This is a genomic window from Enterobacter sp. 22452, assembly GCF_052045065.1.
In the GTDB taxonomy this organism is placed as follows: domain Bacteria; phylum Pseudomonadota; class Gammaproteobacteria; order Enterobacterales; family Enterobacteriaceae; genus Enterobacter; species Enterobacter mori.
The window spans coordinates 77355-102130 of the sequence record NZ_JBQEOB010000005.1 but is presented as its reverse complement, the minus strand read 5'-3'; the positions used below and the strand labels follow the sequence as shown (position 1 = coordinate 102130).

Here is a 24776-nt window from a genome sequence, read left to right as displayed (position 1 = left end):
NCGCCGGGCACCGCGGGCTTATCCTACAAACATCACCGACACGCACAGCACGCCGACGATCAGCGTCAGCAGGTTGCCGATGGAACGATACTGCTTCAACGACGGGATCAGGTACGTCGACAGCGTCGGCATAATAAACAGGATCATCGCGATAAGCGGGCCGCTAATGGCATAAATCATCGAGATGGCGTTCGGATTGATGCAGCAGACCGCGAAGGTGATCAACGACACGCCAAGAATTGAAATCGCGCGGTTAAAGGCGCGGCTCTTTTTGACCCCCACCTGATTCAGCGACGATTTGACAATCTCCGTCGCCCCTTCAATCACCCCGAAATAAGTGCCGAGGAACGATTTCGACATCGCGATAATGGCCACAATAATCCCGGAAATGCCCAACCAGGCAGGTGAAGAGGGCATCATCGACAGCGCTGACAGGATCGTGACCCCTTGCTCTTTCGCCGACACAATGTACGACGGCGGGATAGAGAGCAGGCAGCTAAACACGAAGAACAGCACGCTCAGGCAGATAATCAGATACGCCACCTTCATGATTTTCTTGCATTTACCCATGGCCTCATCACCGAACTTCTCACGACGGTCAACCGCGAACGTCGAGATAATCGGGGTATGGCTAAAGGCGAAAACCATCACCGGGATCGAGATCCACACCTGATGCAACGTATGCCGATCAAACGCCATCTGGCTGGTGAGCAGCGAGGGCTGCCAGCTTCCCGTCAGGTACAGCGAGACAAACAGAAAATAGGCAATCAGCGGAAACACCAGGAATCCCATCACTTTGATGGTGATGTGCCGTCCCATCAGGAAGATCAGATTCAGTACCAGCACCACGCCAAAACTGACCAGCACGCGAACGGCGGTATCCACGGTCATCTGTTTTGCCAGCTGCTCGGTTAACGAGTTGGTGATAGCCACGGCATAAATCTGCACCACCACAAAAAAGGCGATGAAATAGAGCGTGGTGATCAGATTCCCAATCTTCCTGCCGTAGTAGTGGGAAACGGCACCGGTGATCCCCTCATTACCTTTTGTCTTCGACGACAGAATAAACTGCGCCAGCGCTCTGTGCGGCCAGTAGGTTAATGGGTAGGCCACGAGGGCGGTAATAAACAGGACAATGGCGCCTGCGGAGCCCAGCTGAATGGGCAAGAACAGCGTTCCTGCGCCCACGGCCGTGCCATAGAGAGCGAAACTCCAGAGAGTCTCATCTTTTGACCAAATTTTCGACATTAGAGCAACGTTTCAACTATCAAACCATCAGAATGGCGTGCAATTTACCATAATTATGCGTGGAGAGCGCAGTTGCTTCGAAGGAGTTTGGCCGGAACGGGCGTCCGGCCAGAGGGCGTTTAGCCAGCCAGGGCGCGTCGTTGCTGGCGACGCTTAAGGAATTTTTCGCGCAGGGTATCGTACGCCCAGTTATAGAACATGGTGTACGGCAGGAAGAACAGGAAGAAACCTATTTCCAGCGTGAATGCCTGAAGCAACGTCACGCCGAGAACGGCGGCGACAATGGACACGCCAATCACAATAAACCCGCATTCGAAGCCCAGGGCGTGCAGGGCGCGCACTTTCGCCGTGCGTTTGACCCGCTGAACGGGCCAGAACCTGTCGAAGCCAAAGTTATAAATAATGTTCCACAGCATCGCCGTGGTCGCCAGGATAATGGTTAACCCACCCATTTCCACCACGGAGCGCTGCATAAGCCAGGCTGCGGTTGGGGCGAGGATCGCCGTGGCAATCCCTTCAAAGCAGACGGCATGGAAGATCCGCTCCGGCAGTTTGCGGTGGAGTGCATCTTGATGTTGCATAGTGACCTCATTAATTCGCCAGGATGGGCGTCGATGTGGTCTATTTTTATCGCTAAAGCTGATATATTAAAGATGGTATCCATCGATAAAGTAGATAGTTCATGCGCTATTCCCCTGAAGCCCTCACCGCGTTTGTCGAGACCGTTGCCGCAGGTTCCTTTTCCGCCGCCGCCCGTCGCCTGCGTAAAAGCCAGTCCACGATCAGCACGTCCATTGCCAACCTGGAAGCCGATCTCGGGTTTGATCTGTTTGACCGCTCGGCGCGTCAGCCGGTGTTAACCGTCCAGGGCGAGCAGGTGCTGGGTTATGTGCAGTCGATCCTGGCCGCCAGCGCGCGGCTGGACGAACTGGCGGTGTCGTTGACCGCGCAGACCGAGGCGCGGCTGACGTTTGTGCTCTCCGATACGCTCAACCCGGACGTGCTTGAAAACCTGCTGAAACAGTTCGACCAGCGTTTTCCGCATACGGAATTCGAATGTCTGATTGGCGAAGAAGAGGATGTCATCGATCTGCTGCAGAAGGAGAGGGCGCAAATTGGCCTGACGGAAGCGCGCGGCAGTTATCCTACCGATATCGGCGTGACCCGGCTTCCCCTGCAGACCCGGATGGCGATTTACGTCAGCGCGGAACACCCGCTTGCCGGGCAACACGAAACCAAGGCTGATGAGCTACAGGGCTGGCGCGAGCTGCGCCTGAGCACCTATCTCGAACGCGAAGCCACCCTTGCCCGGGGGCCGGTCTGGTCAGCACCGAATTACCTGTTACTCTTGAGTATGGCGGTTCAGGGATTTGGCTGGTGTGTACTGCCCTGTGCGCTGGTCGATGAATTTGCGGCGGCGAAATCGCTGGTGCAACTCAATGTTCCCGGCTGGCCACGCGCGATTGGTGTCGATCTGCTCTGGAACAAACGATCTCCCCCTGGCGTCGCCGGAAGCTGGCTGCGACAGTATTTGCAGGACGCGCGCTGATCCTTGTGATTTAACTCACTAATTTTAAACAATCGCGATAATTGTTGATAACAATACTCTACTATCGTCAGGTCATTTAACACTGAGGTCGTGATGAAAGATGTCGTTATAGTGGGTGCGTTGCGTACAGCTATCGGCTGTTTTCAGGGGGCATTAGCGCGCCACTCGGCTGTTGATCTGGGTAGCGTGGTGGTGAAAGCGCTGGTGGAACGCAGCGGGATTGCCGCCCATGAAGTCGATGAGGTGATCCTCGGCCAGGTGCTGACCGCCGGAGCCGGGCAAAACCCTGCCCGACAGGCGGCACTGAAAGGCGGGCTGCCCAACACGGTTTCCGCCATTACCATCAACGACGTCTGTGGTTCCGGTTTAAAAGCGCTGCATCTCGCCACGCAGGCCATTCAGTGCGGCGAGGCGGATGTGGTGATTGCCGGTGGGCAGGAGAACATGAGTCGCGCGCCACACGTTCTGACCGACAGCCGTACCGGCGCGCAGCTTGGAAACAGCCAGTTGCTCGACAGCCTGGTGCATGACGGCCTGTGGGATGCGTTCAACGATTATCATATGGGCGTCACGGCGGAAAACCTGGCGCGTGAATATGGCATCAGCCGCGAGCTTCAGGACGCCTACGCGCTCAGCTCGCAGCAAAAAGCCCGCGCCGCAATTGATTCCGGACGGTTTCGTGATGAGATCGTCCCGGTCAGCACCCTGCGTCAGAACGGTGAAGCCGTGATGGTGGATACCGACGAGCAGCCGCGCACCGATGCCAGCGCAGAAGGGCTGGCGAAGCTTAACCCGGCTTTTGAAACGTTGGGGTCGGTGACCGCAGGGAATGCCTCTTCCATTAACGATGGCGCTGCGGCCGTGATGATGATGAGCGAAAGCAAAGCGCAGGAGCTGGATCTTCCGGTGCTCGCACGTATTAAAGCCTTTGCCAGCGTGGGGGTGGATCCGGCGTTGATGGGGATCGCCCCCGTCTATGCGACACGCCGCTGTCTGGAGCGCGCAGGCTGGCAGCTTAGCGACGTGGATCTGATTGAAGTCAATGAAGCCTTTGCCGCGCAGGCGATCTCGGTGGGCAAAATGCTGGAGTGGGATCCGCTGCGGGTCAACGTCAACGGTGGCGCTATCGCGCTGGGGCACCCTATCGGCGCGTCCGGCTGCCGTATACTGGTCTCCTTAGTGCATGAAATGAAAAAGCGTAACGCCCGTAAAGGCATTGCCACGCTCTGTATTGGCGGTGGGCAAGGGGTGGCGCTGGCGATTGAGCGGTGATCCTTCCCTTTCAAAAAGCAAACCTCCCCTCGGGAGGTTTTTTTTTACACATAGCGTGACGTTTTTACGATTATCAGTCCAATCTCAATGCAGAGTAGAATAATTACGCGCTGTATTATTATCCCCGCTAACGTCTTACTGTGATCTCTCCCCTGAAATTTAAGGTTAAAAATCCTCTTTTGTTGACTGGCATCACGTCCATCTTTGCCAAAAAAAATGAAACAAATAATTACGATCTCGATCACTAAAATAACGTTTATTAAAAAATAAACTGCAGTTCCATAAAAACGAAACGCTATTTTATTTGAGGGTTTTTTCATGTTTAATAAATCTCTGGTCCTTGCCTCTCTTATTGGTGCGTCTTTTGCGGCTCAGGCGGTTACCGTCGATCTGCGCCATGAATATATTGATAACGGCGCGAACGCAGACCGCGTTGCGGTCTCGCATCGCTTTGCTAACGGCTTCGGCTTCTCTGTTGAAGCGAAATGGAAATCCGGTGGCGACAAGGCCGACCAGCCCTTTGCCGATGTCGTGGGCAACGGTCATGAAGACCAAATTAGCTGGCGCTGGAAAGCAACCGACAATATTGCGGTGACGCCTGCATTTACCATTGAGAGTAATGACAGCCGTACCATTTATAAACCGAACCTGCACCTGCAATACAGCTTCGATAATGGTTTTTACGTGGCGGCACGTTACCGTTACGAATATACCCGTTATCCGTCCAGCTCAAATAAAGACGATGACAAAGTTAACCGTGGCGATGCCTGGGTGGGTTGGGTCATGGGAGACTGGCGTACCGAGCTGAATTACGTTTATGCGAAAAGTACCGAGGGTATGATTCGTAATAATAATAAAGATTATTCTAACGAATATAACGCCAAGCTGGCCTATAAATGGGATCAAAATTGGGCGCCGTATGTTGAGGTGGGCAACGTGGGCGTAAAAGACACCGACGAGCGCCAGACCCGTTTCCGTTTAGGCGTGGCGTATTCCTTCTAAAATCCAACTTATTCTCCAAAAACTGCCGGGTGGCGCTAGCGCTTACCCGGCCTGGTCATACCCTCCAGTCAGGCAGCCACCAACCAAAAAAAAGCCCTCCGAAACGGAGGGCAAGGCCAGTTACAGAAACACTAACTCAAATCAGGCATGCAACATTTCAGGTTGCTCGGGGAGTTTCGCGATATAGAGCGCTGGTTTGCCGTCTTTATCGGAACTGTACAGCACCGCTTTATCATCCGGGGTAAAGGATGGATGCGGGTGGGTGACCTGGCGGCTGTTTGCCACCGTCGCCCAGGAGGTGTCGTGACGCGCGATGCGGAACCAGGCTTTTTTCGCGACGTCGAAGGCATACAGGTACGGGTCGTTATCTATGGTGTAACCCCCCGTGTCCTTCACGTCGACCGGCGTGCCGGAACCGTCGCCCACCAGCAGCGTGCCGTCAAAATTACTCATCAGATGCGAGCAGGCGGGCATCTGCATCACTGCCTCGTTAACGCCGGTTTCCGGGTTAAAACGGGAGATGGTGCGACCCTGCTGACCCTTCAGATACGAGACGTACACCAGCGCAGATCCGTTCGGCACCCAGAATTCGTGCGTGCAGCTTTCGCCTTCTGCATGCGTTTTCACCTTACGCACGTTGCTGCCGTCTTCGTTAACCAGCCACATACGCGCGTCGACCAGGTCGTGCGGGCCTTCGTGGCAGAAGGCCACCGTGTTGTCATCGAACGGACGGTAAATAGGATGGCCCAGCCAGTTCTTCTCTTCATGGATAGTGGCGCTTGCGCCCGTTTTCAGATCCACGCGCAGCAGGCGGCAGTGCGGCCCCTTGTGGAAGAAATCGTGGAAAATCTTCCAGTCGTTAAGCGGCGTCCAGTCGCTTTTGGCGATCTCAATACCCACCAGTTTGGTGCAGTCGCTGTTGGCAACCCAGGTGCCGTAACCGACCCAGTCGTCAGAGACGCGATACACTTCGCGTTCTTCCAGCGTCTGCAAATCCACTTCCAGCAGGGTGCGATCGTTCTTCACATAGTAGAAGGCGCTGTCATCCGGCGAAAGGAAACCACCAAACGTGTTATCCCCCGCGCCTTCCGTCAGCTGCACCGCTTCAGCCTTTTTCAGATCCAGCAGATAGTAGTTCCAGTGACCGTCGAACGCCCCTGCAAACAGCAGATGGCTGCCGTCGTTGAAGAAGCACTTCTGGTAAAAGTAGTTGCGATGACAGGTGACTTCCGGGGGGGTCAGGCGGGTGACTTCCACGCCTGTATCCGGATCGCGGCTGACCTCGTAGTTCAGCTTGACCCGCATACCTTTAGCCATAATGCACTCCTTTGGATGAGGTTGAGTTAAAAACTGGGTGTTAAATTATCAAAACAATGTTTCATTATGTGTGACTGATGGCGCAATTCGTAAGAGTCATCGGGATTGAGAAGGATGTTCTGACATTATCGTGATCGAAACATCATTTTCGGTATTAAGATGCAGAAAAAGTGAAACGTTGTTTTAAATACAATTGAAAAGCCAAATCTCAGCGGATACTATGTGCTCATCAAGAAAACGGAACGTCGTTTCGTTAATCATCTTTGCCCTTGGGCACGATCATTTCTGGAGGTCAACGTGGACATCAGACAAAGCATCCACAGTGCGCATGCAAAGGCGCTGGATACGCAGGGATTGCGTAATGAGTTTTTGGTGGAACAGGTTTTTGAAGCCGACAAGTACACCATGGTCTACAGCCACATCGACCGCATCATTGTGGGCGGGATTATGCCCGTGGCGAAAACCGTCTCCGTGGGTGGAGAGGTGGGCAAACAGCTGGGCGTGAGCTATTTCCTTGAGCGTCGTGAACTGGGCGTGATCAACATCGGCGGACCGGGCACCGTTACCGTCGACGGCCAGTGCTATGAGATTGGCCATCGCGACGCGCTGTACGTCGGAAAAGGGGCGAAAGAGGTGGTCTTTGCGAGCATTGACGGCGGTAAGCCAGCGAAGTTCTACTACAACTGCGCTCCGGCGCATACCACCTACCCAACCAAAAAAGTGACGCCAGCGGACGTCGCGCCGGTCACGCTGGGCGATAACCTCACCAGCAACCGCCGCACCATCAACAAATACTTCGTTCCGGACGTGCTGGAAACCTGCCAGCTCAGCATGGGGCTGACCGAGCTCGCGCCGGGCAACCTGTGGAACACCATGCCGTGCCATACCCACGAGCGCCGCATGGAAGTCTATTTCTACTTCAACATGGATGAAGACGCCTGTGTATTCCACATGATGGGACAGCCTCAGGAAACCCGCCATATCGTGATGCACAACGAGCAGGCGGTAATTTCGCCAAGCTGGTCCATTCACTCAGGCGTGGGGACGAAAGCCTATACCTTCATCTGGGGAATGGTCGGTGAAAACCAGGTCTTTGATGACATGGACCATGTCGCTGTTAAGGATCTGCGCTAGTCGCAGGCAGTGAAGCATAAACCTGCCTGTTGGTGACAGGCGCTGAACGATTAAGGAACAAACATGATTCTGGATGCATTTTCTCTGCAGGGTAAAGTGGCTGTGGTTTCCGGTTGTGACACTGGGCTGGGTCAGGGTATGGCGCTAGGTCTGGCGGAAGCGGGCTGCGACATTGTCGGTATCAACATTGTTGAGCCTACCGAAACCATCGAGCGCGTCACCGCGCTGGGCCGCCGATTCCTGAGCCTGACCGCCGACCTGCGTAAAATCGACGCGATCCCTGAACTGCTGGATCGCGCGGTAGCGGAATTCGGTCATATCGATATCCTGGTGAACAACGCGGGTTTGATCCGTCGTGAAGACGCGATCAACTTCAGCGAGCGCGACTGGGACGACGTCATGAACCTGAACATTAAGAGCGTGTTCTTTATGTCTCAGGCCGCGGCGAAGCACTTTATCGCCCAGGGCAAAGGCGGCAAGATCATCAACATTGCCTCCATGCTCTCCTTCCAGGGCGGTATCCGCGTGCCGTCTTATACCGCGTCGAAAAGTGCGGTGATGGGCGTTACCCGTCTGCTGGCCAACGAGTGGGCGCAGCACAACATCAACGTTAACGCGATTGCGCCAGGCTACATGGCCACCAACAACACCCAGCAGCTGCGTGCGGATGAAGAGCGCAGCGCGGCAATCCTGGAGCGTATCCCTGCGGGACGTTGGGGTCTGCCGAGCGATCTGATGGGGCCGATTGTGTTCCTGGCATCCCCGGCTTCTGACTATATCAACGGCTACACCGTGGCCGTCGACGGCGGCTGGCTGGCGCGTTAATTCCGCCTGCATGACGCGAGCCTCTGCCCCCGGGCGGAGGTTTTTTTTGACTAAAAATTGCCATTATCCATATGACATAAGATGAAAAATCCATACTGAAAATTCATAAATGACGCGCATCACAGTTTTATTGCTTAAATATTAGGTGATTAATAAAAAACGGTGCTATTTCAGCATTAGTTGAAATTGTAATGTCCATCACAGAACGCTATGCCATAGCGAAATAATCCATATCTTCACGAATTCCCGCCTGACACTTTTCTTCACTATCTCGTAATTTCACTTAACGAATTTTGCTGTTGAGGCAGGAAAAATATGACATCTATAAATGACTCTACCCTGATGCCCGCCGCGTTGCGCGATACCCGACGCATGAATCAGTTCGTCTCTATTGCGGCAGCCGTGGCCGGTTTGCTGTTTGGTCTGGATATCGGCGTCATTGCCGGGGCCCTACCGTTTATTACCGATCACTTTACGCTGAGTAACCGCCTGCAGGAGTGGGTGGTGAGCAGCATGATGCTCGGCGCGGCTATCGGGGCGCTGTTTAACGGCTGGCTCTCGTTCCGCCTCGGGCGCAAATACAGCCTGATGGTCGGGGCGATCCTGTTCGTCGCGGGGTCGATTGGCTCGGCGTTTGCCACGAACGTGGAGGTGCTGCTGCTCTCCCGCGTGCTGCTGGGCGTGGCGGTGGGGATTGCGTCTTACACCGCGCCGCTGTACCTCTCCGAAATGGCGAGCGAGAACGTGCGCGGGAAGATGATCAGCATGTACCAGCTGATGGTCACGCTCGGCATCGTGCTGGCGTTCCTGTCCGATACGTACTTCAGCTACAGCGGCAACTGGCGCGCGATGCTGGGCGTACTGGCGCTGCCTGCGCTGCTGCTGATCGTGCTGGTGATTTTCCTGCCAAACAGCCCGCGCTGGCTGGCGCAAAAAGGGCGTCACGTGGAGGCGGAAGAGGTGCTGCGCATGCTGCGTGATACCTCGGAAAAAGCGCGTGAAGAGCTGAATGAAATCCGCGAAAGCCTGAAGCTGAAGCAGGGCGGCTGGGCGCTGTTTAAGGTCAACCGCAACGTGCGCCGCGCGGTGTTCCTCGGCATGCTGCTCCAGGCGATGCAGCAGTTCACCGGGATGAACATCATCATGTATTACGCTCCGCGCATTTTCAAAATGGCCGGGTTCACGACCACCGAACAGCAGATGATTGCCACGCTGGTGGTGGGGCTGACCTTTATGTTCGCGACCTTTATTGCGGTATTCACCGTGGATAAAGCCGGACGTAAACCGGCGCTGAAGATTGGCTTTAGCGTGATGGCCCTCGGTACGCTGATCCTCGGCTACTGCCTGATGCAGTTTGATAACGGCACGGCCTCAAGCGGGCTGTCCTGGCTCTCCGTCGGCATGACCATGATGTGCATTGCCGGTTATGCGATGAGCGCCGCACCGGTGGTGTGGATCCTGTGCTCTGAAATTCAGCCGCTGAAGTGCCGTGACTTTGGTATCACCTGTTCCACCACCACCAACTGGGTGTCAAACATGATCATCGGCGCGACCTTCCTGACGCTGCTGGATGCGATTGGCGCAGCGGGAACCTTCTGGCTCTATACGGTGCTGAACGTGGCGTTTATCGGTGTCACCTTCTGGCTGATCCCTGAAACCAAAGGCGTGACGCTGGAGCATATTGAACGCAAGCTGATGGCGGGGGAGAAATTGCGGAACATCGGCATCTAATTATAGCGACTCTCGGGGGAGCCACGGGCTGGCGACCCGTACCGTCTCGCGATGGCTGTCACCGTTGATAATATGCAGGGCGCTCAGGCGCCCGATTTCATAATGAGGTAACTGCACCGTTGAGAGGGGCGGTAAGAACAAATCGCCGATCCCCACCATGTTATCGTACCCCACCACGGCCACATCCTGCGGAATGCGCAACCCATGTCCCAGCAGCGTTTGATAAACCATAAACGCAATGCGGTCGTTGCCGCAAATCACGGAGTCGAACAGCGGCGTTTGCTGTTGAATATGCGCCAGAACGCGTGCCGGAATATCGCGATAGTGCTCATCGCCATATTCCATATAGCAGTGAACCAGGGTATTTGGGTCGATTCCCGCTTCCCGACAGGCGCGCTCCAGCCCCTGGCGACGGCGAAGGGTAGCCAGATGGTTAGCTGGCAGATGCAGGCAAAGGGGGCGGCGGTAGCCCGCAGCCAGCAGAGCCTGAACCGCAGAGAACTGGCCCTGCTCGTCATCGGGTATGTAGCTGGCCACCGGATCGTGCAAACTTTCGCAGTTTGCCAGCACGCAGGGAAGGGTTAGCAGCTTTGACGGGAGCGGCACCTTGCGCAGCCCCATGGTCGTGTAGATGATCCCGTCCGGGCGATGAGAGAGCAGAAGGTCTACCATGGTCTCCGGGCTATCGTCGGTAAACATGTTAACCACAAAGCTGTTCCAGCCGTGCGCCCGCGCGGTCTCTTCAATCGACAGCGTGATCTCTACCGAAAAGGGCGTGGTCACCGTATCCAGCGCCAGCACCCCGATGGTGTTCGGCATGGCGTGAGCCCCGCGAATTTTTTTCGCTGACAGGTCGGGCACGTAATGGGTCTGTTCAATAGCGGCCTGAACCCGGGCCAGCGTCTCCGGTTTTAGCCTTTCCGGGCTGTTTAGCGCGCGGGATACCGTCATCAGTGACACATTGGCCAGCTTTGCCACATCCTTAAGCGATGCCATGTTGATTACTCCGCCCTTGCTAAGCTGCTGATGTAAAAGATCGTTCGATATTCTATCTTACGCGTGACGCGCGCGCAGGTAAGAAATAGTTGATCGCGATCGCACTCCATTAATGTTAACGTTAACTTTTGTGATTAACATCATGAATCTCAGCAAAATGACATGAGTTAACTTGTTTGTTAACGTTACCATTTTCGACATTCCTCCACGATGAGAATGTCATGATGAAGAAACATCACTCTCACAGCTACCCGTTACTCAGTGCGTTACTGTTTTTCTTTTTTGTCTGCTGGTCCTCTTCCGGATCGCTGCTCTCTATCTGGCTGCACCAGGAGGTAGGGCTCAAGCCGGGGGATACCGGCATTATCTACGCGGTGCTCTCCGTCTCCGCGCTGTTTGCACAGGTCTGCTACGGTTTTATTCAGGACAAGCTCGGCCTGCGTAAAAATCTCCTCTGGTACATCACCGTACTGCTGATCCTCTCTGGCCCGGCCTTTTTACTGTTTGGCTATCTGCTGAAGATTAACGTGTTGCTTGGCAGCATTTTCGGTGGGATTTACATCGGCCTGACCTTTAACGGCGGTATCGGTGTTTTAGAGTCTTATACCGAACGTGTGGCACGTCAGAGCCAGTTTGAGTTTGGCAAGGCGCGGATGTGGGGCTCGCTGGGCTGGGCAGTCGCGACGTTCTTTGCCGGTTTACTCTTCAACATCAACCCAAAACTCAACTTTGCGGTGGCCAGTTGCTCAGGGCTGGTATTTTTCATTTTGCTGGCGCGGCTGCGGGTTTTCTCCGCCTCGCAGGCGATGGAAGAAGCCGTGGCGGGCGGTAAGGTGACGCTGGAAGATGCGCTGCGCCTGCTAACCCTACCGCGCTTTTGGGCGCTCGTGTTCTTCGTGATCGGCACCTGCATTTACGGCGTTTACGACCAGCAGTTTCCGGTCTACTTCTCTTCTCAGTTCCCGACCCTCCAGGAAGGGAACGCCATGTATGGCTATCTGAACTCATTCCAGGTTTTCCTTGAGGCGGCTGGCATGTTTTGCGCGCCATGGCTGGTTAACCGCATCGGCGCGAAAAACGGCCTCATCTTCGCCGGAATGGTGATGGCGAGCCGCATGGTCGCCTCCGGGCTGGTGGAAGGCCCGCTGCTTATCTCTATCACCAAGCTGCTGCACGCGCTAGAGTTGCCGGTTCTGCTGGTGGCCATCTTCAAATACAACAGCCTTAACTTCGATAAACGACTCTCATCCACGCTGTATCTGGTGGGCTTTGCATGCACCAGTTCGGTCATCGCCACGGTACTTTCGCCGCTGGCGGGCTATAGCTACGAGAAGTACGGCTTCGCCCAGTCCTATCTGATTATGGGACTGCTGGTGTTCAGCACTACCTTTATCTCCATTTTCTTGCTGCGCTCCTCGCGGTCGTCCTCAGACCCGCTGGTCTCGCAACCCTCCGCTATCTGAATCAAAAAGAGTGAAGACTATGATGTACACCATTTCTAACGCAGAACAGGAACTCCAGGCTAAACGCGAGGCGCTGAACCTGCGCTGGTATCCGCGCTACCACCTGGCCGCCCGTGCGGGCTGGATGAATGACCCGAATGGGCTGGTTTGGTTCGATGGCTGGTATCACGCGTTTTACCAGCATCACCCGTATTCAACCGAATGGGGACCAATGCACTGGGGGCATGCGCGCAGTAAAGATGTGGTGCACTGGGAACATTTGCCGGTGGCGCTGGCTCCGGAAGGCCCGGAGGACAAAGACGGTTGCTTCTCCGGTTCGGCGGTGGTCGATGGCGATACGCTGGCGCTGATTTATACCGGGCATAAATTTCATGGCGATCCCAGTGATGAGGCCAACCTCTATCAGGTCCAGTGTCTGGCGACCAGTCGCGACGGTATTCACTTTGAACGTCAGGGTATTGTGGTGGACACCCCGGCAGGGATACATCATTTCCGCGATCCGAAAGTGTGGCGTGAAGGGGATGACTGGTACATGATCGTTGGCGCTCGCGACGGTGATACCGGGCAGGTGCGGCTATATCGATCGACCGATCTCCGCCAGTGGCAGGACGCGGGTGTGCTTGATGAAGCGGAAAAAGAGATGGGCTATATGTGGGAGTGCCCGGATTTTTTCACCCTCAACGACAAGCGCGTTCTGATGTTCTCTCCCCAGGGACTGGAGGCAAATGGCTACCAGAACCGCAATCTGTTTCAGAGCGGGTATCTGCTCGGCGCATGGCAGCCAGGGCAGGCGTTTGCCCGCGAGGGCGACTATGTTGAAATGGATCACGGTCATGACTTTTATGCGCCGCAAAGTTTCCTGACGCCAGATGGCCGACGCATTGTCATTGGCTGGCTGGACATGTGGGAATCGGCATTGCCGGAGCAACGGGACGGGTGGGCGGGCATGCTTTCACTGCCGCGCGAGCTGAGTCTGAGTGCGGACAACCGCCTGCAAATGCGTCCAGCCAAAGAGGTCGAGGGGATGCGCGGTGCCTGGTTCCCGTGGCCGATCGCCACCCTTAAAAACCAGCAAAGCGTTATGATGGAAAACGGCGAGGCGCTGGAGGTTATCCTTCACTGGGACTGCGCAAACAGCAGTGCAGAACAGTATGGACTCCGTTTCGGTGATGGCCTGCGCGTGTATGTTGATGCGCAGATGCAGCGGCTGGTGCTGGAGCGTCATTATCCGCAGTATGGACTGTGCGGCGTGCGCAGCGTGCCATTAACTGCCGGGAAGGCGCTGACGCTACGGCTGTTCTTCGATAGTTCGTCAGTGGAAGTTTTTGTTAACGACGGTGAGGCGTGCCTGAGCAGCCGTATTTATCCGGATGTCGACCATCGGGATTTAGCGTTATTCGCCTGGAGCGGTATGGCCGTTTTAACCGAGGCCGGTGCCTGGCAACTTGAGTAATCTCTGATACCGCTGTGCCTTTCCGGATCGCGGAAAGGCACAGTTTGCCGCCCTGCTAAGCGCAGGACGGGCAGGGAGGACACTATCACCGCATCGCGCGTTTCAAAATACGCTCTGCCTGACGCTGGAAGTCAGCCGCCGTCTCTTCCACGGTTTTCTGACCGTAATCGATATACTGCAGCGACGTCCCGAACTGAGCCACAATCTGCGGGTCGTCAAAGTAAGGCGACACGGTAAGCTTCGCTGGCAGCGACTGCGCCAGGCGCAGACCCGCAACGGACGGGTCGTTCTCCTTGATGGTGCCGTCTTCGGTCAGGAACTGCACCGCTGCTTTGCTCAGCGGAACGCCGCGCTCCAGACCCAGCGTATCCACTCCCTCTTTGCTGTTCAGCAGGAAGTTAATCAGCTTTGCCGCCGCTTCCGGGTTTTTGGTGGATTTACCAATCGACAGCATCTGCGCCGGTTTGAAGAACAGTCCCGCATCGGTGGCGCCCGGCAGCATAGGGTAGCTGCCCAGTTCCAGCTTCGCCGGTGGCTTCAGGTTGTCGGAATACTTGTTGATGGTCGAGTTCCACATGTAAGTGCCGCCCCATTCGCCCTGGATCCACGGCTTCATCTCATACATGTTGCTCTTACCAAACGACGCGTAGTATTTGGTATCCGGCATCACGTGGCTATCCACCAGCTTTTTGTAGGTCTGGAAGAACTCCACCCACTGCTCTTTGGAGTAGCTGAATTTTTTGGTTTTCTCGTCCACCGCAGGGATGTTGTACTTCTGGATCATGTACGAGTTCAGCAGCGCCAGCGTGTCCTGATGCTCCAGAACGACCGGGTAGTACTGCTTGCCGAGCTTGCTCTCGAACGTCTTGCCCGCCGCCATCAGCTCGTCCCAGGTTTTCGGATATTCAACGCCTGCTTTTTTCCAGGTCTCGTCGTTGAAGTAGAACACGCGCGCGGTCACGGAAATCGGAATGCCGTTCAGCTTGCCGTTAACGGTGGTGGACTGCAGCTCTTTCGGATCGAACTGCGTTAAGTCGATGACGTCCTTCATCTTATTCAGATCGTAAAAGCCGTCGCCGGTTTTGGAAAAGATCGGCAGCCAGTTCCAGTTGGTCTGCATCACGTCCGGCTCGGTACCGCCCGCAATCTGGGTGGTCAGACGGGAGAGGTGACCGTCCCAGCCGGTGTATTCAGCCTTCACGTTGATGTCCGGGTTCTGCTTGTGGAACGCCTCCAGGGCTTTCAGGGTGACCTGGTGACGACCGTTGCCGCCCCACCAGGACATACGTAAATCAACATCTTGCGCCATCGATGGCAAAGCGGTAAGGCCCAGAGTCGCGGAGATTGCTGCGCTTAAAAGCACTTTTTTCATTTTTATCACTCCATCAGAGAGAGAGGTTCTGTTCAGTTTTTGCGTCAAAAATATGACACTTGTTCATATCAAACGTGAAATACACCTTACGGTGAAGTCCCTTATCAATCATTGGTTTAGCTTCATCGGAAGGAATTCGGGCGGTCAGTTCGTAGTCCGCGACTTTCAGATATACAAAGAATTCGTGGCCCATGTTCTCGACGCGCACCATCTCGCCGCTGCAGCCGCCGTCCTGGAACGGCTCGTCAGAGAGGGACACGAACTCCGGGCGCACGCCGTAGAAGACCTCCTGACCGGCGTAAGCGGAAACCTTCTCCTGCTTTTCCGCGTTCAGCGGCATGGTTTCATTGCCGATGGCGATGTGCAGCTTCCCTGCTTTTTCCACCAGCAGGCTTTTACGAATGTTCATTTCAGGCGCGCCGATAAAGCCCGCCACGAACATGTTCTTCGGCTTGTGGTAGAGGTTATCCGGCGTATCCACCTGCATGATATGGCCGAGCTTCATCACGCAGATGCGGTCGCCCATGGTCATGGCTTCGGTCTGGTCGTGGGTGACGTAGACGGTGGTGGCCGGTTTGCCTGAGGCTTTCAGCTGCTTGTGCAGGTCAGAAATACGAATTCGCATCGAGGCGCGCAGTTTGGCATCGAGGTTGGACAAAGGTTCGTCAAACAGGAACACGTCCGGCTTTTTCACAATCGCGCGGCCTACCGCCACGCGCTGCGCCTGGCCGCCGGAAAGCTGGCGCGGCAGGCGGTCGAGCAGCTCTTCCAGCTCCAGGATTTTCGCGGCTTCGTTCACCTGAGACTCAATCTGATCTTTCGGCAGCTTGCTCAGCTTCAGGCCGAAGGCCAGGTTCTCGCGCACCGTCATGTGCGGATAGAGCGCGTAATTCTGGAACACCATTGCAATCCCGCGCTCCTTTGGCGCGAGGTTGTTCACAATTTTATTGCCAATACGCACTTCGCCGCCGCTGATGGTTTCCAGTCCGGCCAGCATGCGCAGGGTAGTTGATTTGGCGCAGCCGGACGGCCCGACAATCACCATAAACTCCCCTTCGGAGATGGAAAGATCGATAGCATGTACCGCTTTGAAGCCGTTGGAGTAGACCTTTTCCAGTTTGTTGAAGATTACTTCAGCCATGATATTTCCCTCTTAACCTTTAATTCCGCTGCTGGTGACGCCCTGTACGAAGTAGCGCTGTGCCAGGAAGAAGACAATGATGGATGGCAGAATGGAGATGCTCGCCATTGCCAGAATTTCGTTCCACGGCGCACCTTCGGTGACGTCGATGGACATTTTCAGCGCCAGTGCAATCGGGTATTTATCCACGCTGTAGACGTAAATCAGCGGCCCAATAAAGTCGTTCATCGACCACATGAACTGGAACAGGGCGACGGAGATAATGGCCGGTTTCAGGATTGGCACCACCACGTACCACAGAACCTGGAAGGAGTTACAGCCGTCAATTTGCGCCGCTTCCTCCATGTCACGCGGCACGCCGCGCAGGAACTGGATCAGCATAAAGACGAAGAACCCCTGCGTGGCGAAGGCCAGCGGCAGGTACAGCGGCATATAGCTGTTAAGCATGCCCATTTCACGGAACATCAGGTACTGCGGGATCAGCAGCACGGTGCTGGGCAGCAGCATGGTGGTGATGAGCGTGGCGAACCAGAATTTCTTCCACGGGATCTCGAAACGGGCAAAACCGTACGCCACGATGGTGGACGAGATAATGGTCAGGATCACTTTCGGGATCACATACTTAAAGGTGTTGAGCATGTAATGGCCGAAGTTGTATTCGGTCCCGGTTTTCCAGCCGTTCACAAAGCCGTCCCAGGTGGCATGGGCAGGCCACAGGCTCAGGGTGGTGAAAATCTCGTGGTTCGGTTTGAACGAGGCCGAGAACATCCACACCAGCGGGTAGAGCATCAGCAGGCCGACAATCAGCAGGATTGCGTAGCGAATGCTGGCGTTGATTTTCTCTCTGCGCAGCGTACGGGCGACTTCGCGCTCTGCAACGCGTCTTGCCGTGGAGAGTTCCTGAATATCAGCCATTTTTGCCTCCTTTATCGGCGGAGTAGAACACCCAGTATTTCGACGACTTAAAGGCGATACCGGCAAAGACGGCCACCACCAGGAACAGGATCCACGCCAGCGCCGCCCCGTAACCCATATCGAAGTATTTGAACGCGGTGTCGTAGATGTAGAGCGAGAACAGGTAGGTCGAGTAGGTTGGCCCGCCGCCGGTAATCACGTACGGTCCGGTAAATTCCTGGAACGCCTGGGTGGTTTGCATGATGAAGTTGAAGAAGATCACCGGCGTAATCAGCGGCACCGTCACTTTTGTGAACATTTGCCATTTGGATGCACCGTCGATCATCGCCGCTTCATACTGCGACTGCGGAACGTTTTGCAGCGCGGCCAGGAAGATGACCATCGCAGAGCCGAACTGCCAGACGCGCAGCAGGGTAACGGACATCAGCGCCAGCGACGGCTCACCGAGCCAGTTCACCGGGTCGAAACCAAACACGCCGATAAAGCTGTTCAGCAGGCCATCAATGGCAAACAGCGCGCGCCACAGAACGGCAATAGCCACGGAGCTGCCGAGGATGGACGGAATATAGTAGGCCGTACGGAAGAAGCCGATGCCGCGTAATTTAAAGTTCAGAACAAACGCAATCCCTAATGCGAACGCGAGCTTTAACGGGATGGTTAAAAATACGTAAGCAAAGGTCACGCCCATGGATGTCCAGAAGAGCGTGTCTTCGGTAAACATGTAGCGATAGTTCTCAATGCCGTTAAACACCGGCGGACTCATTAAATCGTAATCCGTAAAACTGAGGAAAAACGATGAAACAAAGGGGAAGGCGGTAAAGAGTATCAACCCGATGATGTAGGGAGATATCCACGCTAACCCCAGCAGCTTGTTTTCATTCATACATACCTACCTGGCGATCAATGGTTAAAACGGAATCTGGTTTGTTACAGCTTTCTCGCGCTTGCCCTGCTCAGCATGAGAGGAAATATGTCAGGTGATGTGTTAGTCGTTGCTTTTTACTTTATGTTTTATAAGGCTTTTATTGGCGTTGCCTTAATGCGTCATGGTTAAGTTTCAAAACTTACGAACCGGTGTTCTTGAATACTAAAACAACGTTTTATTTTATATTATTGCTATTTATTTCTGCGTCATTCGCTTAATGATGGAAATGTGATCGGCGTCGAAACGCTGTTTCAATAAGGTGATGAGAGTGGCATTTTTGCGCTATTTCACACAATCGCACCCGACAGTAAGGAAAGGAGGGGGAAGAAGCCGAATGATTAATAAGAACAATACCGCTTAGAAACTTCCTACTAAATCTGATAGTCGGTCTACAGATAGAACAATCTGGCGTTCAGATTATTCTTACTTTCTTGTATCATCCGACCACTGCAACCAATCAGGCAGAAATTTACTGCACTCCAAAAAGAAGAACGGTTATGTCAGCGATGGATTTCAAGAAAAACACGGACCTCGATTTTCCCCGTTACGCCACTCCGGCGGTAAGCACCAAAGAGATAGATCTTCTCGGATTGTTAGACGTACTTCTGGCGGCCAAAAAACGTATTGTGACGATCGTCCTGGCGTTTGCCGTGGTAGGGGTGGCTATTGCGTTTTTAATCCCGCAAAAATGGACCAGTAAAGCTGTGATCACACCGGCCGAGCAGACGCAGTGGAACACGCTGCGCCAGATGATGGTGACGCTGCAGGTGTTGGATGTCGACGCAAAGGTGAGCCATGGAGACGTGTTTAACCTGTTCATCAAAAAGTTTCAGTCGCAGTCACTGCTCGAAGAGTACATGAAAACCTCCCCGTACGTGATGTCTCAGCTGGAAGGCACCGAGGTAGACCCGCTGGAGCTGCATCGCGCGGTGGTGAATATTGCTGAAAAAATGAAAGCGGTAGATAACACGCAGGTTAAAGACGCAGACAAAGCGCCGTATACCTCATGGACGCTGAGCTTTACCGCCCCGACGGCGGGAGATGCGCAGACGGTTCTGGAAGGTTACATCGATTATATCTCCCGCATTGTTGAGCAGGAGACGATGGAAAATATCCGTAACCAGATCACGCTGAAAACGAAAGTCGTTCAGCAGCAGCTGGAGCTGGATCGCGTACGTCTGACCAATATCCACAACACCAACCTGCAGCGCCTTAACTATTCGCTGGAAGTGGCGAACGCGGCAGGTATTAAGAAGCCGGTTTATAGCAACGGACAGGCGGTAAAAGATGACCCGGACTACTCCGTGGCGCTGGGAGCTGACGGTATTGCGCAAAAGCTGCAGATTGAAAAGAATCTGAAGGACGTGGCCGAGCTGAATGCGGATTTCCAGAACCGGGAATTCTATCTGACTCAGCTGCAAAAACTGTCCCTGGAAGACGTGAAGCTTGAGCCCTTCAGGTATCAGCTTTCACCGTCACTGCCGGTGAAAAAAGACGGTCCGGGCAAAGCCCTGATTGTGCTGCTGGCAGGGATTCTGGGCGGCCTGTTTGCCTGCGGCAGCGTGCTGCTGCGTGAGGCAATGCTCTCGCGCAATCCGCTGCCAGAACCGATAACGGCCGTAACGCCAGCAACAGAGTAACGACGATATTAAAAAGGCGCTGATTCAGCGCCTTTTTTTATTTCAGGAAATCGTCGCGCACCGGCGTAAAGGTATCCAGAAGGGTGCCGGGCTTCAGGCAAACGCAGCCGTGCATCACGTGCGGCGCTTTATAGAGCGTATCGCCCGCCGTCACGATCTGCTTTTCTTCACCTATCGTAAACTCGAACTCCCCGGAGAGCACATAGGTAAGCTGTTCATGCGGGTGATTGTGCATCGGGCCAATCGCACCCTGCTCAAAGTTGACCTCCACCGCCATCATCTTTCCATCGTGCGCCAGAATACGCCGCGTCACGCCATTGCCCAGATCCTCAAGCGTGGTCTCTTTGTGGAAAATAAACATCTCTCCGCTCCGTTATGTAATGAAACAATGTTTCATTTAACTTATCTCACCCTGCGATAAAAAGAAATGACGCGACAAAGAAGTGGAAAGAGGATCACAAGTTTGCTTCACTGGCAGAAACACATAAGGAGGGATGCATGAAAACGATCGGCCTGTTGGGTGGGATGAGCTGGGAATCGACCATCCCCTATTACCGCCTCATTAATGAAGGGGTGAAACAGCGTCTGGGTGGCCTGCACTCCGCGAGCCTGCTGCTGCACAGCGTCGATTTCCATGAAATCGAAGCCTGCCAGTCGAGCGGCGAGTGGGATAAAGCCGGGGAGATCCTGGCGCAGGCGGCGCTGGGGCTGGAGCGTGCGGGGGCGGAAGGCATTTTGCTCTGTACCAACACCATGCATAAAGTGGCGTCTCATATCGAAGACCGCAGTTCGCTGCCGTTCCTGCACATCGCGGATGCGACCGGGCGCGCGATTCGTGCATCCGGGATGTCGCGCGTGGCGCTGCTGGGCACACGCTATACGATGGAGCAGGATTTTTATCGTGGCCGTCTGAGCAGTGAGTTCGGCATTGAAAGCCTGATCCCGGACGAGGCTGACCGGGCGCGCATCAATCAGATCATCTTCGACGAGCTATGTCTCGGCACCTTCAGCGAAACGTCCCGCGCGTACTACGTCAGCGTCATCGAGAGACTCGCGCAGCAGGGAGCGGAAGGGGTGATCTTCGGCTGCACGGAAATCGGTTTGCTGGTGCCGGCCGAGCGAAGCGCCATTCCGGTATTCGACACCGCGGCCATTCACGCCGCCGATGCCGTCGAGTTTATGCTGTCATAGGGCGTTTTGTAGGTCAGGTAAGCGAAGCGCCACCTGACGCGCGTGCTCGGTCAAATGCCCGGTGAAAGCGTCCACCAGCGCCGAAGCCGGACGGTGCAGGGGGCGAATAAGGCTCACGGTGAAGGGAACGGACACGCTAAACCGGCGGATGACGATCCCGCTTCCGGCATAGTCCAGCGCCGTGAGGGGATTGACGACCGCTACGCCCACGCCCGCGCGCACCATGGCGCATATTGACGCCGCGCTGTGCGTTTCCACTACCATCCGCCGTTTCACCTGATGTTCGGCAAACAGCGAATCCAGCAGCTGACGGTAGCTGTCGGTCTGGGACAGGCTGATGTAGTTTTCCCCGTGAAAATCTGCAGGCGTCAGCACGGCCTTACCGGCGAGCCGATGCCCGGCGGGCAAGACGCAAACTTCATCCAGCGAGAGCAACTCCGTGCGCTCGGTGCCTGCGGGTGTGGCGAGCGTTTCCGTCAGGCCCAAATCATGGCGCTGGGCGGAAAGCCACTCTTCAAGCAGCGGTGACTCCTGCGGAACAATGGTGAGATTGACCTCAGGATAGCGGGCCAGAAACGGCTGCAGCAGCGTCGGCAGAAACGACTGGGAAAAGACGGGCAGGCAGACGATGGAAAGCTCGCCCTGGCGAAACTCCCGCAAACTCTCCGCCGCGCTGACGATCCTGTCCAGCCCGTACCACGAGCGCTGAACTTCTTCGAACAGACGTAATCCCTGCACCGTCGGGTGAAGCCTGCCGCGCGCGCGTTCAAACAGCTTAAGCCCCAGCACCTTTTCAAAACGCGCCAGCTCACGGCTGACCGTTGGCTGCGAGGTATGCAGCATCTGTGCGGCTTCCGTGAGATTACCGGCGGTCATCACGGCGTGAAAAATCTCGATGTGGCGTAGGTTAACGGCGGGCATAGGGCACCTGAAAGCGGGTGAGGTTTCCATATCATTTTTGCATAGAGTCGGGATAAAACGATATTTTTTATTCCCTTCATTTTGTGGCGTAATCATAAAAAAATGATTCATGCCCCGGAGATAACCATGCCACGCCCGCTGAACCAGACTGATACTGATTTGAACGCCGATAACCTGCTGCGCCTGCCTGCCGAATTCGGCTGCCCGGTGTGGGTCTACGACGCGCAGATCGTTCGCGAGAAGATCGCCGCGCTGCATCAGTTCGACGTGGTGCGTTTTGCCCAGAAAGCCTGCTCGAATATTCATATTCTGCGCCTGATGCGCGAGCAGGGGGTAAAGGTTGACTCCGTTTCTCTGGGCGAAATTGAGCGCGCGCTGGCGGCCGGGTTTGATCCGAAAGCCGACGGTGACGCGATTGTCTTTACCGCCGACGTGATCGACGACGCTACGCTTGCGCGCGTGCATGAGCTGCAGATCCCGGTCAACGCGGGCTCTGTGGATATGCTGGAACAGCTGGGTCAGGTGTCTCCTGGCCACCGCGTCTGGCTGCGCGTGAACCCGGGCTTTGGCCACGGTCATAGTCAAAAAACCAATACCGGCGGCGAAAATAGCAAGCATGGCATCTGGTATGCCGATATGCCCGCCGCGCTTGAGGTATTGCAGCGTTATAACCTGAAGCTGGTGGGGATTCATATGCACATCGGGTCAGGCGTGGATTATGGTCACCTTGAGCAGGTGTGCGGTGCGATGGTGCGCCAGGTGCTCGACTTCGGGCAGGATCTGGAGGCGATCTCCGCAGGCGGCGGGTTGTCCATTCCTTACCGTGAAGGGGAAGAGGCGATCGATACCGATCACTATTACGGACTGTGGAGTGCGGCGCGCGACAAAATTGCTGCCCATCTGGGCCATCCGGTAAAACTGGAGATCGAACCGGGGCGTTTCCTGGTGGCGGAGGCTGGCGTGCTGGTGGCACAGGTGCGTAGCGTGAAAGAGATGGGAAGCCGTCACTTTGTGCTGATTGATGCAGGCTTTAACGATCTGATGCGTCCGTCTATGTACGGCAGCTATCACCATATCTCGGCGCTCGCTGCGGACGGTAGCGATCTGATTAACGCGCCGCGCGTAGAAACCGTCGTGGCGGGCCCGCTGTGCGAATCCGGCGACGTGTTTACCCAGCAGGAGGGCGGCAAAGTGGAAACGCGCGCGCTGCCAGAAGTGAAGCCGGGTGATTATCTGGTGCTGCACGACACCGGGGCGTACGGCGCGTCGATGTCCTCAAACTACAACAGCCGCCCGCTGCTGCCGGAAGTGCTGTTTGATAACGGCGTGGCGCGACTGATTCGCCGCCGCCAGACCATTCAGGAACTGCTGGCGTTAGAACTCGTCTGAGTAAAATACGGCCCCGTTGTCACCGAGTCGCGCAACACCAGCGTGCCGGTAAACGGCGGGATCGCTTCGACCGGCTGGTTTTTTGCCAGCCGGATCGCCTGATCGATCGCCGTGACGATCATGTTGTCAATCGGCAGATACACCGATGAGAGCGCAGGCTCCAGCCATTTTGCACTCGGCGCATCGTCAAACCCAAACAGCGAAATATCCTGCGGGATCTTCAGCCCGGCCTGGTGTAATGCTTTGGACGCGCCCAGCGCCATATCATCGTTACAGGCAAACAGCGCGCTGAACGGTACCTTTTCCTCAATCAACTCGTTGCACAGCTCATATCCCCGCGTCATTCCCGCATCGCCGTATTTAATCCGCCGCTCGTCCAGCCGGATACCGTGCTTTTCCAGCGCCTTGCGGTAGCCCATCAGACGCGCTTTTCCGGTTGGGGTGTGGATAGGAACGGTGATGCAGGCGATCTCCCTGTGGCCCTGGCTAATCAGGTAATCCACCGCTTTGAATGCCGCATCCTGTTGTTCGAAGAAGACGCAGCGATCCGCCGCCTGGCTGACCTCCCGGTTGATCACCACCAGCGGGGTCTGCACCCTGTTCATCAGCTTGATGATCGCCTTTTCACTCATGTAGCGGGTGTACAGCACGATGGCATCGCACTGACGATCCGCCAGCATCTGTACCGCCTGTTCTTCCTGCTCCGGCGCGTCGTGACCGTCGGTCACGATCAGCTGTTTACCGTGCGTTTCTGTTTGTCGGGAGGCCTGCTGCAGCAGGCGGCCGAAGTAAAATCCGTCGAAGGTGGAGACCACCAGACCAATGCTGTTGCTGGTCTGGTTGGCGAGCGAACGCGCGAGAAAGTTTGGGCGATAGCCCAGTTCTTCCATCGCCGCGAACACCTGCTGACGCGTACTCTCTTTAACCTGACCCGTGCCGTTCAGTACGCGCGAGACGGTGGCCTTTGACACGCCCGCACGCAGTGAGACATCCAGCATTGTTGCCATTCGAAATTCCTGCTTCCACGTAATGGCATGCAGTTTAACACAGACCATCCGGCGCATAAGCGACGCGGGAAGGGCAAAACGCCCACCAGGATCACGCTTTTCAGTCACGATCCATCAGGTCAGGACAAACGGCTGTAAGTGGTATGCCAAATCAGTCATAAATCACAATCTGGAATACCGGACGTCGCGTTGAGAGCTTAATCACAGAACAAATCGGGGCGTGAAGCTATTTTTGGTATGCCAATAGTATCCGGCTGTACACCTTATTCAATAAAAGCCCTTTTA

22 protein-coding genes are annotated in these 24776 nt (G+C 55.3%); 11 read left to right on the top strand and 11 right to left on the bottom strand.

Features of this window, described 5'->3' with window-relative positions:
* Positions 1-18: 18 nt before the first annotated feature.
* Together ACTJJA_RS15510 and ACTJJA_RS15505 are read right to left on the bottom strand one after the other, a co-directional pair.
* A complete protein-coding gene (locus tag ACTJJA_RS15510; protein WP_010435209.1) occupies positions 19-1248 on the bottom strand; it encodes an amino acid permease in 1230 nt (409 codons plus the stop codon).
* 119 nt (positions 1249-1367) lie between these two features.
* Positions 1368-1829 (bottom strand): multidrug/biocide efflux PACE transporter, encoded by a 462-nt coding sequence (locus ACTJJA_RS15505; protein ID WP_042718447.1) that lies wholly within the window; start codon positions 1827-1829, stop codon positions 1368-1370.
* A 101-nt stretch (positions 1830-1930) separates the two neighbouring features.
* Here ACTJJA_RS15505 and ACTJJA_RS15500 point away from each other — a divergent pair, with 101 nt between their 5' ends.
* The 3 genes from ACTJJA_RS15500 to ACTJJA_RS15490 all read left to right on the top strand — a co-directional run bounded on the left by ACTJJA_RS15500 (position 1931) and on the right by ACTJJA_RS15490 (position 5071).
* Entirely contained in the window at positions 1931-2797 is an 867-nt protein-coding gene (locus ACTJJA_RS15500) for a LysR family transcriptional regulator (protein ID WP_420984336.1), read from the top strand.
* A gap of 93 nt (positions 2798-2890) precedes the next feature.
* A complete protein-coding gene (locus ACTJJA_RS15495) occupies positions 2891-4069 on the top strand; it encodes an acetyl-CoA C-acetyltransferase (protein WP_010435204.1) in 1179 nt (392 codons plus the stop codon).
* 318 nt (positions 4070-4387) lie between these two features.
* On the top strand, positions 4388-5071 hold the full coding sequence (locus ACTJJA_RS15490) for an oligogalacturonate-specific porin KdgM family protein (protein WP_440668601.1): 684 nt from the start codon (positions 4388-4390) through the stop codon (positions 5069-5071).
* 141 nt (positions 5072-5212) lie between these two features.
* On the opposite strand, the gene ACTJJA_RS15485 is transcribed toward ACTJJA_RS15490, so the two are convergent.
* Positions 5213-6388: an oligogalacturonate lyase family protein gene (locus ACTJJA_RS15485; protein ID WP_218400396.1), complete on the bottom strand. Its 1176-nt coding sequence runs from the start codon at positions 6386-6388 to the stop codon at positions 5213-5215.
* Between the two features lie 297 nt (positions 6389-6685).
* Here ACTJJA_RS15485 and kduI point away from each other — a divergent pair, with 297 nt between their 5' ends.
* The 3 genes from kduI (at position 6686) to araE (ending at position 10078) form a co-directional block, all read left to right on the top strand.
* Entirely contained in the window at positions 6686-7522 is an 837-nt protein-coding gene (gene kduI, locus ACTJJA_RS15480; RefSeq protein WP_089600936.1) for a 5-dehydro-4-deoxy-D-glucuronate isomerase, read from the top strand.
* A gap of 63 nt (positions 7523-7585) precedes the next feature.
* Entirely contained in the window at positions 7586-8347 is a 762-nt protein-coding gene (gene kduD, locus ACTJJA_RS15475; RefSeq protein WP_042717044.1) for a 2-dehydro-3-deoxy-D-gluconate 5-dehydrogenase KduD, read from the top strand.
* 315 nt (positions 8348-8662) lie between these two features.
* A complete protein-coding gene (gene araE / locus ACTJJA_RS15470; RefSeq protein ID WP_010435187.1) occupies positions 8663-10078 on the top strand; it encodes an arabinose-proton symporter AraE in 1416 nt (471 codons plus the stop codon).
* Here araE and ACTJJA_RS15465 read toward each other — a convergent pair whose 3' ends face one another.
* A complete protein-coding gene (locus tag ACTJJA_RS15465) occupies positions 10079-11074 on the bottom strand; it encodes a LacI family DNA-binding transcriptional regulator (protein WP_440668600.1) in 996 nt (331 codons plus the stop codon).
* Between the two features lie 221 nt (positions 11075-11295).
* Between ACTJJA_RS15465 and ACTJJA_RS15460 the strand changes: the two genes are divergently transcribed.
* Both ACTJJA_RS15460 and ACTJJA_RS15455 read left to right on the top strand, forming a co-directional pair.
* Positions 11296-12537 carry an MFS transporter gene (locus ACTJJA_RS15460; protein ID WP_010435183.1) on the top strand — a complete coding sequence of 414 codons (1242 nt, stop codon included), beginning with the start codon at positions 11296-11298 and terminating at the stop codon, positions 12535-12537.
* A gap of 19 nt (positions 12538-12556) precedes the next feature.
* Positions 12557-13990 (top strand): glycoside hydrolase family 32 protein, encoded by a 1434-nt coding sequence (locus ACTJJA_RS15455; protein WP_440668599.1) that lies wholly within the window; start codon positions 12557-12559, stop codon positions 13988-13990.
* A gap of 85 nt (positions 13991-14075) precedes the next feature.
* On the opposite strand, the gene ACTJJA_RS15450 is transcribed toward ACTJJA_RS15455, so the two are convergent.
* The 4 genes from ACTJJA_RS15450 to ACTJJA_RS15435 are packed head-to-tail and all read right to left on the bottom strand — an operon-like array spanning position 14076 to position 18301.
* On the bottom strand, positions 14076-15362 hold the full coding sequence (locus ACTJJA_RS15450) for an ABC transporter substrate-binding protein (RefSeq protein ID WP_010435180.1): 1287 nt from the start codon (positions 15360-15362) through the stop codon (positions 14076-14078).
* A gap of 13 nt (positions 15363-15375) precedes the next feature.
* Positions 15376-16503 carry an ABC transporter ATP-binding protein gene (locus tag ACTJJA_RS15445; protein ID WP_089601123.1) on the bottom strand — a complete coding sequence of 376 codons (1128 nt, stop codon included), beginning with the start codon at positions 16501-16503 and terminating at the stop codon, positions 15376-15378.
* A gap of 12 nt (positions 16504-16515) precedes the next feature.
* A complete protein-coding gene (locus tag ACTJJA_RS15440) occupies positions 16516-17418 on the bottom strand; it encodes a carbohydrate ABC transporter permease (protein WP_100166336.1) in 903 nt (300 codons plus the stop codon).
* On the bottom strand, positions 17411-18301 hold the full coding sequence (locus ACTJJA_RS15435; protein ID WP_010435175.1) for a carbohydrate ABC transporter permease: 891 nt from the start codon (positions 18299-18301) through the stop codon (positions 17411-17413). Before ACTJJA_RS15435 ends, ACTJJA_RS15440 begins: the two co-directional genes overlap by 8 nt.
* 539 nt (positions 18302-18840) lie before the next feature.
* Between ACTJJA_RS15435 and wzz(fepE) the strand changes: the two genes are divergently transcribed.
* Complete coding sequence (gene wzz(fepE), locus ACTJJA_RS15430) at positions 18841-19983, top strand: LPS O-antigen length regulator Wzz(fepE) (protein ID WP_440668598.1); 1143 nt, start codon at positions 18841-18843, stop codon at positions 19981-19983.
* Between the two features lie 37 nt (positions 19984-20020).
* Here the strand turns inward: wzz(fepE) and ACTJJA_RS15425 are convergent, their stop codons facing one another.
* Positions 20021-20344: a cupin domain-containing protein gene (locus ACTJJA_RS15425; protein ID WP_042715918.1), complete on the bottom strand. Its 324-nt coding sequence runs from the start codon at positions 20342-20344 to the stop codon at positions 20021-20023.
* Positions 20345-20481: 137 nt separating this feature from the next.
* Between ACTJJA_RS15425 and ACTJJA_RS15420 the strand changes: the two genes are divergently transcribed.
* Complete coding sequence (locus ACTJJA_RS15420) at positions 20482-21174, top strand: aspartate/glutamate racemase (RefSeq protein ID WP_182401383.1); 693 nt, start codon at positions 20482-20484, stop codon at positions 21172-21174.
* Here ACTJJA_RS15420 and ACTJJA_RS15415 read toward each other — a convergent pair.
* Positions 21169-22095: a LysR family transcriptional regulator gene (locus ACTJJA_RS15415; protein ID WP_010435167.1), complete on the bottom strand. Its 927-nt coding sequence runs from the start codon at positions 22093-22095 to the stop codon at positions 21169-21171. The genes ACTJJA_RS15420 and ACTJJA_RS15415 overlap by 6 nt on opposite strands.
* Before the next feature lie 126 nt (positions 22096-22221).
* On the opposite strand from ACTJJA_RS15415, the gene lysA reads away from it, so the two are divergent.
* Positions 22222-23484, top strand: coding sequence for a diaminopimelate decarboxylase (lysA, locus tag ACTJJA_RS15410; protein WP_431139035.1), 1263 nt, complete (start codon positions 22222-22224; stop codon positions 23482-23484).
* Here lysA and ACTJJA_RS15405 read toward each other — a convergent pair.
* The gene (locus tag ACTJJA_RS15405; protein WP_420986157.1) at positions 23454-24491 is read right to left on the bottom strand and encodes a LacI family DNA-binding transcriptional regulator; all 1038 of its coding nucleotides are present in this window, start codon (positions 24489-24491) and stop codon (positions 23454-23456) included. The two genes, lysA and ACTJJA_RS15405, sit on opposite strands and share 31 nt — an antisense overlap.
* Positions 24492-24776 lie beyond the last annotated feature (285 nt).

Bases quoted from the DNA above. Each gene is read 5' to 3' on its own strand.
- ACTJJA_RS15510 (WP_010435209.1), bottom strand. From the start codon at position 1,248: ATGTCGAAAATTTGGTCAAAAGATGAGACTCTCTGGAGTTTCGCTCTC.
- ACTJJA_RS15505 (WP_042718447.1), bottom strand. From the start codon at position 1,829: ATGCAACATCAAGATGCACTCCACCGCAAACTGCCGGAGCGGATCTTC.
- ACTJJA_RS15500 (WP_420984336.1), top strand. From the start codon at position 1,931: ATGCGCTATTCCCCTGAAGCCCTCACCGCGTTTGTCGAGACCGTTGCC.
- ACTJJA_RS15495 (WP_010435204.1), top strand. From the start codon at position 2,891: ATGAAAGATGTCGTTATAGTGGGTGCGTTGCGTACAGCTATCGGCTGT.
- ACTJJA_RS15490 (WP_440668601.1), top strand. From the start codon at position 4,388: ATGTTTAATAAATCTCTGGTCCTTGCCTCTCTTATTGGTGCGTCTTTT.
- ACTJJA_RS15485 (WP_218400396.1), bottom strand. From the start codon at position 6,388: ATGGCTAAAGGTATGCGGGTCAAGCTGAACTACGAGGTCAGCCGCGAT.
- kduD (WP_042717044.1), top strand. From the start codon at position 7,586: ATGATTCTGGATGCATTTTCTCTGCAGGGTAAAGTGGCTGTGGTTTCC.
- araE (WP_010435187.1), top strand. From the start codon at position 8,663: ATGACATCTATAAATGACTCTACCCTGATGCCCGCCGCGTTGCGCGAT.
- ACTJJA_RS15465 (WP_440668600.1), bottom strand. From the start codon at position 11,074: ATGGCATCGCTTAAGGATGTGGCAAAGCTGGCCAATGTGTCACTGATG.
- ACTJJA_RS15460 (WP_010435183.1), top strand. From the start codon at position 11,296: ATGATGAAGAAACATCACTCTCACAGCTACCCGTTACTCAGTGCGTTA.
- ACTJJA_RS15455 (WP_440668599.1), top strand. From the start codon at position 12,557: ATGATGTACACCATTTCTAACGCAGAACAGGAACTCCAGGCTAAACGC.
- ACTJJA_RS15450 (WP_010435180.1), bottom strand. From the start codon at position 15,362: ATGAAAAAAGTGCTTTTAAGCGCAGCAATCTCCGCGACTCTGGGCCTT.
- ACTJJA_RS15445 (WP_089601123.1), bottom strand. From the start codon at position 16,503: ATGGCTGAAGTAATCTTCAACAAACTGGAAAAGGTCTACTCCAACGGC.
- ACTJJA_RS15440 (WP_100166336.1), bottom strand. From the start codon at position 17,418: ATGGCTGATATTCAGGAACTCTCCACGGCAAGACGCGTTGCAGAGCGC.
- ACTJJA_RS15435 (WP_010435175.1), bottom strand. From the start codon at position 18,301: ATGAATGAAAACAAGCTGCTGGGGTTAGCGTGGATATCTCCCTACATC.
- ACTJJA_RS15425 (WP_042715918.1), bottom strand. From the start codon at position 20,344: ATGTTTATTTTCCACAAAGAGACCACGCTTGAGGATCTGGGCAATGGC.
- ACTJJA_RS15420 (WP_182401383.1), top strand. From the start codon at position 20,482: ATGAAAACGATCGGCCTGTTGGGTGGGATGAGCTGGGAATCGACCATC.
- ACTJJA_RS15415 (WP_010435167.1), bottom strand. From the start codon at position 22,095: ATGCCCGCCGTTAACCTACGCCACATCGAGATTTTTCACGCCGTGATG.
- lysA (WP_431139035.1), top strand. From the start codon at position 22,222: ATGCCACGCCCGCTGAACCAGACTGATACTGATTTGAACGCCGATAAC.
- ACTJJA_RS15405 (WP_420986157.1), bottom strand. From the start codon at position 24,491: ATGGCAACAATGCTGGATGTCTCACTGCGTGCGGGCGTGTCAAAGGCC.